13 protein-coding genes are annotated in these 12,068 nt (G+C 68.3%); 5 read left to right on the plus strand and 8 right to left on the minus strand.

Translation table 11 applies throughout. The annotated features are described in order from the left end of the window. Positions 1-7 precede the first annotated feature (7 nt). The 3 genes from ACFFGN_RS34055 to glgC are packed head-to-tail and all read right to left on the minus strand — an operon-like array spanning position 8 to position 3,221. Positions 8-1,228 carry an aminotransferase class I/II-fold pyridoxal phosphate-dependent enzyme gene (locus tag ACFFGN_RS34055; protein ID WP_380056680.1) on the minus strand — a complete coding sequence of 407 codons (1,221 nt, stop codon included), beginning with the start codon at positions 1,226-1,228 and terminating at the stop codon, positions 8-10. Then, positions 1,228-1,998, minus strand: coding sequence for an SDR family NAD(P)-dependent oxidoreductase (locus ACFFGN_RS34060; protein ID WP_380056682.1), 771 nt, complete (start codon positions 1,996-1,998; stop codon positions 1,228-1,230). Before ACFFGN_RS34060 ends, ACFFGN_RS34055 begins: the two co-directional genes overlap by 1 nt. Beyond that, positions 1,995-3,221 carry a glucose-1-phosphate adenylyltransferase gene (gene glgC, locus ACFFGN_RS34065; protein ID WP_380056685.1) on the minus strand — a complete coding sequence of 409 codons (1,227 nt, stop codon included), beginning with the start codon at positions 3,219-3,221 and terminating at the stop codon, positions 1,995-1,997. The genes ACFFGN_RS34060 and glgC overlap by 4 nt, the downstream gene beginning before the upstream one ends. A 66-nt stretch (positions 3,222-3,287) precedes the next feature. On the opposite strand from glgC, the gene ACFFGN_RS34070 reads away from it, so the two are divergent. The 3 genes from ACFFGN_RS34070 (at position 3,288) to ACFFGN_RS34080 (ending at position 6,330) form a co-directional block, all read left to right on the plus strand. Continuing rightward, entirely contained in the window at positions 3,288-3,827 is a 540-nt protein-coding gene (locus ACFFGN_RS34070; protein ID WP_380056688.1) for a GNAT family N-acetyltransferase, read from the plus strand. A gap of 36 nt (positions 3,828-3,863) precedes the next feature. Next, entirely contained in the window at positions 3,864-5,018 is a 1,155-nt protein-coding gene (gene glgA, locus ACFFGN_RS34075; RefSeq protein WP_380056690.1) for a glycogen synthase, read from the plus strand. A gap of 79 nt (positions 5,019-5,097) precedes the next feature. Continuing rightward, positions 5,098-6,330, plus strand: coding sequence for an alpha/beta hydrolase family protein (locus ACFFGN_RS34080; protein WP_380056693.1), 1,233 nt, complete (start codon positions 5,098-5,100; stop codon positions 6,328-6,330). A gap of 129 nt (positions 6,331-6,459) precedes the next feature. Here the strand turns inward: ACFFGN_RS34080 and ACFFGN_RS34085 are convergent, their stop codons facing one another. Together ACFFGN_RS34085 and ACFFGN_RS34090 are read right to left on the minus strand one after the other, a co-directional pair. Continuing rightward, positions 6,460-7,977: a leucyl aminopeptidase family protein gene (locus ACFFGN_RS34085; protein WP_380056696.1), complete on the minus strand. Its 1,518-nt coding sequence runs from the start codon at positions 7,975-7,977 to the stop codon at positions 6,460-6,462. A gap of 150 nt (positions 7,978-8,127) precedes the next feature. Then, complete coding sequence (locus tag ACFFGN_RS34090; protein ID WP_012923066.1) at positions 8,128-8,295, minus strand: DUF3117 domain-containing protein; 168 nt, start codon at positions 8,293-8,295, stop codon at positions 8,128-8,130. Positions 8,296-8,472: 177 nt separating this feature from the next. Here ACFFGN_RS34090 and ACFFGN_RS34095 point away from each other — a divergent pair, with 177 nt between their 5' ends. Then, positions 8,473-9,258 (plus strand): PaaX family transcriptional regulator, encoded by a 786-nt coding sequence (locus tag ACFFGN_RS34095; RefSeq protein ID WP_380056703.1) that lies wholly within the window; start codon positions 8,473-8,475, stop codon positions 9,256-9,258. A gap of 19 nt (positions 9,259-9,277) precedes the next feature. Further along, entirely contained in the window at positions 9,278-10,072 is a 795-nt protein-coding gene (locus ACFFGN_RS34100) for an enoyl-CoA hydratase/isomerase family protein (RefSeq protein WP_380056706.1), read from the plus strand. Positions 10,073-10,305: 233 nt separating this feature from the next. On the opposite strand, the gene ACFFGN_RS34105 is transcribed toward ACFFGN_RS34100, so the two are convergent. Genes ACFFGN_RS34105 through ACFFGN_RS34115 form a run of 3 tightly spaced genes read right to left on the minus strand, consistent with a single transcriptional unit; the run spans position 10,306 to position 12,035 of the window. Further along, complete coding sequence (locus tag ACFFGN_RS34105; protein WP_380056708.1) at positions 10,306-10,866, minus strand: DNA-3-methyladenine glycosylase I; 561 nt, start codon at positions 10,864-10,866, stop codon at positions 10,306-10,308. Positions 10,867-10,906: 40 nt separating this feature from the next. Further along, a complete protein-coding gene (locus ACFFGN_RS34110; protein ID WP_380056711.1) occupies positions 10,907-11,371 on the minus strand; it encodes an SRPBCC family protein in 465 nt (154 codons plus the stop codon). A 1-nt stretch (position 11,372) separates the two neighbouring features. Next, positions 11,373-12,035, minus strand: a complete 663-nt coding sequence (locus tag ACFFGN_RS34115; protein WP_380056775.1) for a DivIVA domain-containing protein — start codon at positions 12,033-12,035, stop codon at positions 11,373-11,375. Positions 12,036-12,068: the final 33 nt, after the last annotated feature.

Raw genomic sequence — 12,068 nt, forward strand, 5'->3', positions numbered from 1 at the left:
ACGACCGTCAAGCCTGACTGAGCGTCTGGCCGAGACGCTCTACGGCCGTGCGCACGGTATCGGCCGAGGTGGCGAAGCACAGGCGGAACCAGCCCGGTTCCGAGCTGTGGAAGACCGCGCCCGGCGAGATGTTGACCTTCGCCTCGTCGAACAACCGCCGCCAAAGCGCCAGCTCCGCTTCGAACGTCGGCTCGGCCAGCCACGGCCGCAGGTCGATCCAGACGAACAAGCCTGCGGCCGCGGGCAGTACGTCGATGCCGTGCTCGCCGAGAACCTTCACCACGTTCTCGTACGCCGCCGCCAACCGGGCCACGTTCTCCCTCAGCAGCGTGGCGGTCCACTCTTCGTCGGCCAGCAGGTCCCGCAGGAACACCTGGGTATCGCTCGAGACCGGGCCGAACATGGCCAGCTGACGAGCGACCGCCCGCACCTCCGGGTCCCGCGTGCGCAGTACGCCGACTTTGAAGCCGCTCAACCCGAAGTCCTTCGCGAAACCCCAGCCCAGGTGCAGGCGCTCGGGCGGTACGACGTCCGGCACGAGCGTGGCGGCGCTGACGAACGGCGCGCCATAGCTGGATCCGGCGTAGATCTCGTCCACGATCAACTGAAGGCCTTCGGCCATCACGACTTCGGCAACGGCCCGCAGAGTGGTCTCGTCGTACACCTGGCCCATCGGGTTGTCCGGCGACAGCAGGCACACGGCCCGCACGGTCAGGCCTGCCGACCGGGCTGAGGCGATCGCGCGGGCGATGGCGTCCGCGGTCAGGGTGAACCCGTCCAGCGGCGCGGGGAACACCCGCACGCCGGCGCGGCCGCCGAAGTCGTCATCCAGCCCCGCGTAGTACGGCGTCGGCACGATGATCGCCTCGCCAGGGTCGCACAGGGCGTGCGCGAGGATCTCCAGCACAACGCTGGTCCCGCCGACCACCACCAGGTCTTCCGGATCGACCTCGTCGCCCTGTAGCTGCCCGAGGAAGCGAGCCAGCTCCGCCCGGAACGAGGCAGCGCCGTACAGCTGCTGGTAGTGCGTATCGCCCTCCAGCACCGGACGGGCCGCCGTGAGCCGTGGCTCGAGCAGGTCGAACAACAAGTGGTTCTCGGCGGTGCCGAGATTGATGTAGCCGTCCGGGTTCTCCGGCGACCAAGGGTCCGCCGCAACCGCGAAGTGGGCCTCGACCAGGGGTGAGCCCTCGCTGAGCATCGCCCGGCCACGGTTGGACAGGCCCATCAGGAACCTCCGGTCAGCAGGCCCGGATGAACCCCCAGGCCCATCGAGGCGTCCAGCACGGCTCCGTGCAGTACCCGGGCGGCTGGCGTGCTCAACCACCAGAGCACCTCGGCGATCTCCGCGGCCTGGATCAACCGGCCCTTCGGCAATCGCTGCTCCAACTGGGTCCGGTCTTCGGCGGTCAGCCCTTCCAGCGTCGAAGCCGTGAACATCGGCGTCTCGACCGCGCCCGGGCAGATCCCGAACACGTCGATCGGGGTGTGCGTATGCTCCGCCGCCAGATGCCGGGTCAGGTACGCCACGGCGGCCTTGGCCATCCCGTCGGCATGCCGGAACCCCGGGAACTGGCTGATGCCACCGCCCACGCTGGCAACGAAGATGACCGTGCCCCGGCCTTGCGCGAGCATCCCGGGCAGCAGGTCCTGCGTGATCCACAACGGCCCAGCGGCATCCACCTGCAGGAGCGCGAGGTCCTGCGCACGCGGATCGCCGGGCGCGTAGGCCTCGACCGTCTTCGAGCCGAGACCGGCGTTGTTCACCAGTACGTCGACGGGCCCGGGCAGTTCGGCGAGCAACGCCTGGTGGCTTTCCGGTGCGCCCTGGTCGAACGCGAAGGCCTGACCGCCGACCTCGTCCACCAATCGCGCGGCCCGGTCCTTGCCGGAGCGATACGTGAACCACACCTCGTCACCAGCCGCGGCGAAGCGCCGTACCGCGGCCGCGCCGATGCCGCTGGATCCACCGGTGACGAGGACAGTGCGAGCCGTCACTCGCCGACCACCTGGCCCTTGCCCAGCACGGTCACGCCGCCCGCGCTGACGGTGAAGCCGCGGGCGCGGTCCTGCTCGGGATCGACGCCGATCTTGAAACCCTCGGGAATCACGATGTTCTTGTCCAGGATCACGTTGCGCAGTACGGCGTTCGCGCCGATCGTGCAGTTGTCCATGATCACCGAGCGCTCGATCGTCGCGCCGGAATGGACCAGCACGTTCGCGCCGAGCACGGAGTGATCGACGCAGGCGCCGGAGATGATCGAGCCCGCGCAGATGATCGACTCACCCACCGTCGCGTTGTCGGTGAACTTCGCGCCCGGCAGCTGCGGGTGCGAGGTGAAGATCGGCCAGTCCGAGTTGTACAGGTTGAACACCGGCTGAATCGAGACCAGGTCCATGTGCGCCTCGTGGTAGGAGTCGAGCGAACCGACGTCCCGCCAGTACGAGCGGTCCCGGTCCAGCGCGCCGGGCACGTCGTTGTCCTTGAAGTCGTAGACGTTGGCCTTGCCCTCGGCAACCAGCATCGGCACGATGTCGCCGCCCATGTCGTGCCGGGAGGCCGGATTCTCCGCGTCGCGGCGCAGCGCGTCCACCAGTACGTCGGCGCTGAACACGTAGTTGCCCATCGACGCGAACGTCTCGTCGGGCGAGTCAGGCAGACCCGGCGGCTCGGCCGGCTTCTCCAGGAAGTCCGCGATCGTGATGCCGTCGTCGGCGGTCTTGATCACGCCGAACTCCGAAGCGGTTGCCCGCGGCACCCGAATTCCCGCCACCGTCACGCCGGCGCCGTGCTCGAGGTGCGCCGCGACCATCTGCGAGGCGTCCATCCGGTACACGTGGTCCGCGCCGAACACCACGATGATGTCCGGCTTGTGGTCGTTGATCAGGTTCATCGACTGGTAGATCGCGTCGGCACTGCCCTGGTACCACTGCGGGCCGAGGCGTTGCTGGGCCGGGACGCAGGTGACGAAGTTGCCGAGGAACGTCGACATCCGCCAGGTCAGCGTCACGTGCCGGTCCAGCGAATGCGACTTGTACTGCGTCAGCACGCACAGGTTGCGATAGCCCGCGTTCACCAGGTTCGACAGCACGAAGTCGATCAAGCGATAGCTGCCCCCGAACGGCACAGCGGGTTTCGCCCGGTCGACGGTCAACGGCATCAGCCGCTTCCCCTCGCCACCGGCCAACACGATTCCGAGAACTCTGGGTGCCTTCGCCATGCCCAGACATTAGCCGCGCGAGCCGGATTCCATAACCCGCTTGAGAGTGTCGGCGACAATGGCGGCATGCCTCGCCTTGTTCTGCCTACTGTCCGTGTGCACCGGTCATACCTGGCCGCGTGGGACGAGCTGGAGCCGGGAGACGAGCGCTGGATGGGCGCGTACAGCTTCACCGAGGAACAGCTCTCGCGCGCGCAGATCGCCACCCCGGAAGGTTTCGCCCACCTGGTCGCGGAGTTGAAGGCGCAGGCCGATCCGTTCCGGGCCCGGCTGCCGCATCTGGTACCGATGACCTCGCTGTGGTTCGTCGAGCACGACGAGTGGCTCGGCCGGTTGTCGATCCGGCACGAGCTGACCCCGCAACTGCACGAACTCGGCGGCCACATCGGTTACGTCGTCCGGCCGTCGGCCCGGCGCAAGGGCTACGCCACCCAGATGCTCGAGCAGTCCCTGCCGTATGCGGCCAAGCTCGGCATCGATCCCGCGCTGGTCACCTGCGACGAGGACAATGTCGCCTCCCGCAAGGTGATCGAGGCCTGCGGTGGCGAATTCGACGACAACCGGCACGGCAAACTGCGCTACTGGGTCGCGACCCGCACGACCTGACGCGCGGGCGCGGCCCCGGGCATTAGTGTCGGAGCCATGCATGTCTCGATCCTGACGCGTGAGTACCCACCGGACGTGTACGGCGGGGCGGGGGTGCATGTCGACTTCCTGGTGCGCGAGTTGCGCAAACTCTTGACCGTGGACGTGCACTGCATGGGCGAACCACGCCTGGGCGCGGTCGCGCACTCCGAGGACGACGCCCGGCTGATCGGCGCGAATCCGGCCCTGCGGGTGCTGTCGACCGATCTCGAGATGACCGGCGCGATCGCGGGCACCGGCCTGGCCCACTCCCACACCTGGTACGCGAACATGGCCGGCCACTGGGCCAAGCTGCTGTACGGCGTACCGCACGTGGTGACGGCGCATTCGCTGGAACCGCGCCGCCCGTGGAAGGCCGAGCAGCTCGGCGGCGGTTATGCCCTGTCGTCGTGGGCCGAGCAGACCGCGTACGAGTCGGCCGACGCGGTGATCGCGGTCAGCAACGGCATGCGCGACGACGTACTGGCCTGCTATCCGGGGATCGACCCGGACAAGGTCAAGGTCATCTACAACGGCATCGACGCGGAGTTCTACCACCCGGATCCGGCGACCCATGTGCTGGAACGGCTCGGTGTCGATCTCAACCGGCCGTACGTCACCTTCGTCGGCCGGATCACCCGGCAGAAGGGCGTACCGCACCTGCTGCGCGCCGGCCTGCGGCTCGATCCGTCGGTCCAGCTCGTGCTCCTCGCGGGTGCGGCCGATACGGCGGAGCTGAAGGCCGAGACCGACGCGGCCATCGCCGAGCTCACCGCCACCCGTGACGGCGTGTTCGTGGTGTCGGAGATGCTGCCGCGCGAAGAGGTCCGCCAGGTCCTCACGCACGCGCTGGCGTTCTGCTGCCCCTCGGTCTACGAACCGCTCGGCATCGTCAACCTGGAAGCGATGGCCTGCGAGACCGCTGTCGTCGCGAGCGCGGTCGGCGGTATTCCCGAGGTGGTCACCGACGGCGAGACCGGCACGCTGGTGACGTACAACGAGAACGACATTACCGGCTTCGAGCGGGACATCGCCGACGCGATCAACGCGCTGGTCGCCGATCCGGCCAAGGCCGAGGCAATGGGCCGCGCCGGCCGCGAACGGGCCGTCACACACTTCGCCTGGCAGGCCGTCGCCGAGCAGACCGTGGCCCTGTACAACAGTTTGCGCTGAACCGTTGGGGAGTTAGGTCCACCCCGATCGGGGAGTTGAGCCGATCGTGGCGAACGCCGCGCGGCGGTTGGGTTGAGCCATGACGAACTTCCTCGCCAAGACCACCGCCGGCGCCCTGATCGCGGCACTGGCCCTCACGCCCCTCACCGCCTTCGCGACTCCGCAGACCTTGCCTGCGGAGGCTTCTGCCAGCCAGGTCGTCCCGGCGGCGTTCCGGGGACAGCTTGTTTCGGCGGTCAAGCTCGAACGGTTGTCCGCGGCGGCCGTGGACAAAACCGCGAAGGCCATGGGCTTCGTGAACCCACCCCAGGCACGGAACGGCGTCACGGCGTACCGGGTGGTTTATCGCACGATCACACCCGAGGGGCGGCCGACCACCGCGAGTGGGCTGGTGGTGTTGCCGAATGGGCGGCGCGGCAGCCTGTCCGTGGCCGAATACCTGCACGGCACCAACGGCACGAAGAACCAGGTCGCCTCGATGACCGCCGGGCCGGATCGAACCATCGCGCTGATGCTGGCGGGATCCGGCCTCGTGGCCGTCGCGCCGGACTACCTGGGGCTGGGGGTCGGGCCCGGGCGGCATCCGTACATCGACACGCGCAGCGAGACCACGGCGTCCACCGACTTGTTGCTGGCGGCAAAGATCTTCAGCCGGCGGTACGGCGTACAGCTGAAGCGGGATGTACTGGTGACGGGCTTCTCCCAGGGCGGCCGGGCCACCCTGAGCGTCGGACGGGCCCTGCAGAACAAGGAGGTGCCGGGCTTCCGCCTCGGCGCGCTCGAAGCCGTCGCCGGGCCGTACGACCTGGAGAAGACGGAACTACCCGCCGTCTTCGACGGCAGGGTCAATCCGCAGGTGGCGGTTCTGTACCTGGGCTACTTCATCACCGCGTGGAACCGCACGGTCGGCCTGTACGACGATCCGCGCGAGGCCTTCACGGTGGACGGCGTGGAGGAACTGTTCGACGGCTACCACCAGGTCGAGGAGATCGCGATGGCCCTACCGTCGGCCCTGGACCAACTCCTCACGCCGGCGTTCAAGGCGAAGCTGCTGAACCCGTCGGGCGCGTATCTGCGCGCATTACGCGAAGCCGACAGCATCTGCCGCGACTGGACTCCCCGCGTCCCGGTAAACCTCCACACCGGCACCGCCGACACCGACGTGGTGCCGGCCAACGCGACCAAGTGCGCCACCACCCTCACCCACCGCGGCGCCCGCGTCACCATCCACCCCATCCCCCACGCCGACCACAACACCACCGCCCTAACCGCCTACCCCCAAATCACCCGCACCTTCACCCCCAACCCGTAACCCCGCCCCGGTAACGAAGGGCGATCAGCCATTGAGAGTGGCGCCACTTTCACCGGTTGATCGACCATCATGGCCGGAGCAGTCCCGCGGCCTATGGCAAGGGTGGTGCCAGCAATCGCTGGCCGGGGTTTAGATGCCGGCGGTGGGGTTGGGGGAGGTTAGCCAGGTGGTTAGGAGGCGGGCGCCGGCGCCGGTGGCACCTAGGGTGTATTCGAATTCGTCTCGGGGGGATTCCGCGATGCTGGACAAATCCAGATGTGCCCAAGGCAGTCCGCCGCTGAAGTTCTTCAAGAACAACGCAGCCGTGATCGATCCCGGCCCCTTCGACGAATTGACCGCATCCGCCACCGGCGTGGAAATATAATCCGCATACTCAACCGGCAACGGCATCCGCCACAATTGCTCCCCCGACACAAACCCGGCCTCGACCAAATTATCCGCCAACGCATCATCGGTAGCGAACAATCCGCCGTACAACATCGACCCAAGCGCCATCTTGATCGCGCCCGTCAACGTGGCGATATCCACCAGCACGTCCGGCTTGAGCTCCTCGACCGCATAAGCCAGACCGTCCGCAAGCACCATCCGCCCTTCGGCGTCGGTGTTCTTCACCTCGGTGGTACGCCCGCCGTAATGCCGCACGATGTCGTCCGGCCGGTACGCCGTACCCGACGGCATGTTCTCGGCCGCGCAAACCAGACCGGTGACCCGGACCTTGGCACCCAAATCGCGCAGCGCCGCCATCGTCGCGATGACCGAACCGCCGCCGGTCATGTCGCGCTTCATCGAGACCATCGACTCACGCGGCTTCAGCGACAGACCGCCGGTGTCGTAGGTGATGCCCTTGCCGACGAGTACGACGTACGGCGTGTTCTTGGTGGCGCCGGGCGGGGTGTAGTCCAGCCGGATCAGCCGCGGCGGCCGAACCGAGCCCTGGCCAACGGCAAGGATTCCGCCGAACCCGTCGGCAGCCAACTGCTTCTCGTCCCAGACCCGAACGTCGAGTCCGTTGGCCTTGGCAAGTTCCGTGGCGCGCGCGGCCAGCCAGGCCGGGTCCTTCTCGTTCGACGGCGTGGTCGCCAGTTCGCGGGCGAGGCACCCGGTACGGCCGATCACCAGGCCGCGCTCGACCACCTCGTCACGGTCGGTGTCGGTGCCATCGGTGAGAACGATCCGCCCGGCCACCGGCTTGCCCGGATCAACGGTCTTGCGGTGGAACGTGAACGAGCCGAGCACGACGCCCTCGGCAAAGGCCTGCAGTCCGGCGTCGTCGATGCCCTCGGCAACCACGGTGGTCAGCTCGTCGTGCCCGCGACCGAAACGCGCGATCGCGGCTCCGGCGTGTCGCAGGTCCCGCGGGCTGCCGTCACCGGCTCCGGCGAGTACCACCTGGGTGATCTCACCGGCCAGCAACGGGTACGCCGCGACCCGGCCGGCGCCCGGCGAGAAACCGGTCCCGGTCAGTGCCTCCAGCAACCTTTCGAGGTCCACCCCGAGCCGCTCACCGGCATCCTTCGCGGCGTCGGGCAGGCCCGCCGCGCCGACCAGGATCACCCAGGTGCGGGCGCCATGGGCCGGCAGTCCGGCTTGCCAGACGACGGCCGGAGCGGCCGGTACGGCAGTGCGTGCGGGGGTACGACGGGCCACCAGGAACCTCACATGTCCAGAGCTGTCACGAAACGGGTGCAGCCAACCGTAACGACCCCGGCCGGTGCCGGATAGCACCCACCGGGGTCGTCAGAACAGTCACAGGCACAACAAGAAAGGTATACGGGGTGCCGCCCGACGCGCTGAGCGTCAGCCGACGACGGCCTTCAGCGCGTTCCCGAGCTCGGTCGCCTCATCGGCGTTCAGCTCAACGACGAGCCGACCGCCGCCTTCGAGCGGAACCCGCATCACGATGCCCCGACCCTCCTTGGTCACCTCGAGCGGACCATCGCCCGTCCGCGGCTTCATGGCCGCCATGCGCGCACCCCTTTCTTCATCGGGTAGAGCCTCATCCATAAAGCGACGACACCACGCGGCCTCCCGGGTGCAGGCGCCGTGCGGTGATGCGCCTGGGGCGCGTATCGCAGTGTGTGTCGGCACCCATTATCCCCGAACACGGGCCAGAGCCGTGCACCATACGGCAGACTCGGGCCTGTGCACGCCCGTTCAGCCCTCTTCGACCTGTACGGCGACCACCTGCGCGCACGTGGCGCGCAGGCACCGGTGGCCGCCCTCGTACGGCTCCTCGCACCGCTGGGAGTGCATCCACCAGCGGTTCGCACCGCCGTGTCCCGGATGGTCCGGCAAGGCTGGCTCGAACCGGTCCGGATCGACGGCCAGCCCGGATACGGCCTGACCGCCCGGGCGCGCCGCCGCCTCGATGACGCGGCCGCGCGGATCTACCGGACCGGCGACGGCGAGTGGGACCGGCACTGGCATCTCGGCATCCTGCGCGAGGTCCCGAACCGCCGCCGCCGCGACCAGCTCGAGTCCCAACTCGCCTTCCTGGGTTGGGCTCCACTGTCCGACGGCGCCTGGGTCGGCCTGCGCCACGACAGCGAAGTGGACCAGGTACTGGAGATCGAAGGCCTGCCCGCGGACCGCTTCCGCGCCCCGATCGACGGCGACGCGGTGGCCTTCGCCCGGCGGGTCTGGAAACTCGACGAGCTCGGCGCGTCGTACGACGCATGGCTGAACGAGGCGAAAGTCCTGGTCGATGCCGCCGGCCCCGAAGCCGACGACGAGCAGGCCTTCGCCGCCCGGTCGAACCTCGTGCACGAGTGGCGTAAGTTCCTCTTCCGCGATCCGGGCCTGCCGGCGGAGCTGTTACCGCCGGATTGGGCCGGGACACGCGCGGCCGCGTTCTTCGATCATCACGCGAATCGGCTCGGCCCCGCGGCCGGGCGTTTCGTGGACCACTGCCTGTCCATTTCTCACTGAAAGCTTGGGGTTCGCCACGATGAGTGACATCTCTGTCCGGTACGAGGTCGCCGACGGCATCGGCACCATCACCCTGGACCGGGCCGAGGCGATGAACTCGCTGAACACGCCCACCAAGGAGCAGCTCAAGGCCGCCGTACAACTCGCGGCCGAGGACGACGCCGTCCGGTGTGTCGTACTGACCGGCACGGGCCGCGCGTTCTGCGTCGGCCAGGACCTCAAGGAGCACATCCAGTTGCTCGAGGCCAACGATATGGACGCCCTCTGGAACACCGTGCCGGACCACTTCGCGCCGATCGCCAAGGCCCTGGCGGAAATGCCGAAGCCGGTCATCGCCGCGGTGAACGGGGTCGCCGCCGGCGCGGGCGCCTCACTGGCCTTCGCGTGCGACTTCCGGGTGCTGGCGGACACGGCGGGGTTCAACCTGGCCTTCACCGGGATCGCGTTGTCGTGTGACACGGGGATCTCGTGGACGTTGCCCCGGCTGATCGGCCAGGCGAAGGCGACGGAGTTGCTCTACTTCCCGCGTACGGTCCCGGCCGCCGAGGCGCTGGAACTCGGCCTCGCCACCCGGGTGGTCCCGGCCGCCGACTTCGCCACGGAGGTCAGCGCGTTGGCGACCAAGCTGGCCAACGGTCCTACCGCCGCTTATGGCGCTGTCCGCCTCTCGCTGGCGTACTCAGCCACCCACACCTTCGACGAGGCCCTGGCCTTCGAAGCCGACATGATGCGCCTAACCGGCGACACCCAAGACCACAAAAACGCCGTCGCCTCCTTCGTAGCCAAACAACGCCCCACCTTCACCGGCAGATAACCCAGCCCCTTGAGCGTGCCGGTTTGTGGCGACCACCTCCCATCGCTGGCGTTGATTGGTCTGCATTCGCTCGCCCCTTCCGTACGGCGGTCCCGATGGAGCCGGATGGCGGTCCACCTGAGCCGACTACCGACTTTTTGTACGACTACCTGGCTGCAGCCGGGTAGCGGTCAAACAACTCGGCAGCGGGTCAGCAAATCCCGGGACCAACCCGCGAAAAGGCCAGACAGAACCTAACGCGAAATGCAGTCCGCCAAGTGGTCGTTGACCATTCCGGTCGCCTGCATGAGCGCGTAGCACGTAGTAGGCCCGACGAACACGAAGCCGTTCTTCTTCAGTGCCTTGGACATCGCGATCGACTCGGGCGTAATGGCCGGAACATCCTCGCTGGTCTTCGGCGCCGGCCGTTCTTCCGGGGCGAAAGACCACAGGAATTCCGTGAACTCCCCCGGCTTCATCGCCAGCAACGCCTTCGCGTTGGTGATCGCGGCGTTGATCTTGGCGCGGTTGCGGACGATGCCGGCGTCGGCCATTAGGCGGTCGAAGTCCTTTTGGCCGTACTTCGCGACCACTCGCGGATCGAAATCGGCGAAGGCCTGACGGAAGGCCGGGCGTTTGCGCAGGATGGTGATCCAGGAAAGGCCGGACTGGAACGACTCGAGGCTGACGCGTTCGTACAGGCCGTGGTCGTCGCGGATCGGCTTGCCCCACTCGTTGTCGTGGTACGCGATGTAGTCCGGGCTGGACGACGCCCAGACGCAGCGGGGCAGCCCATCGGGTCCAGGCGCGGTCATCCGAGCACAGCCACTTCGAGAACAGTCATTTGGGGAAAGGTTATTTCGGGGTGACGCGGGCGGCGAGCCGGGCTACGGAGATGCGCATCATCAGCTCGAAGACCGGTCGTACGGCTGGCCAGGCGGCTACGCCGAAGCGGCCGAACGGCGGGATGACGTCCTCCGCCCAGGTGAAGCGGGTGCCCGCGGCCATCGGGGCGACGATGAAGTCGCCGGTACCGCGGACGATCTTGCCGAGGTGTTCGACCCGGCAGCGCAGCGGTGGTTCCCAGTGGGTGATGACCATGTCGTCGATGAACCCGACCGGACCGATGCCCGTGCGGGCCGCGATCTTGCCGCCGATGCCTTCACCGTTGTTCTCGGTCGGCCAGACCTTGGTGAACAGCATCCAGGTGGACTGGATGTCCCAGTTCACGACGGCGTTCCAGACCTCGTGCGCGCCGGCCTCCACCTCGACGGAGACCTCCGCGTGACACGGGGGCTTCGGCTCCGGCGAGTTGGCCATGTCAGTGCCGCCGGCTCGCGGGCTCGTCGTCGCCGGCCTGAACGCCCTCGGCCGCGCGCTCGGGACCAGCGTCGGCCTCGGCGCCGTTGGCCGCACGCTCGGAACCGGGCTCACGCCGGGGCTCGGGCTCGGGCTCGGCCGCGAAGATGCTGCCCGCGTCGTACACCTCGGTCGAGACCGTACCGGCCTCGTCCATCACCGGCGTGACCGTGGACGGCTCGGACGACTCCGGCGCGGCCGGCTCTCCCGGTTCGCCCGCCTCGGCGTGCGGCGTCTCGGCCGGAAGCTCAGGCTCCGGGGTCTCGGCCACGGGACCGGCCGCGACCTCAGCCGACGCGGCCGCAGGCGTTGGCAGCGGCTCGTCTTCGGGGTAGGCGTAGGCCGGGGTCTGGTGGGCTCGTTCGAGCGCCTCGATCCGGCGGTCGCGCTCGGCCACCTCGCGGGCGACGCGTTCGAGCAGCGTGTCCACCTCGTCCATCCGGTAGCCGCGGACGCCGACACCGAAGCGCGACGACTCGATGTCGTCGGCGGTGAGGGCGCGGCGAGCGGGAACGAGCACGTCAGGGCGGTCGTCGTAGACCTCGGCCATGCCACCCCAGCGCCCGGAGGCGACCACGGCAACCGCGCCGATCAGTACGACGATTACGAGGGCGAAGAACCACATCACGCCCTGATCGTGCCACGCCGGACCGGTCAG

The sequence above is a fragment of the Kribbella deserti genome (genome assembly GCF_042434725.1).
Taxonomy (GTDB): domain Bacteria; phylum Actinomycetota; class Actinomycetes; order Propionibacteriales; family Kribbellaceae; genus Kribbella; species Kribbella deserti.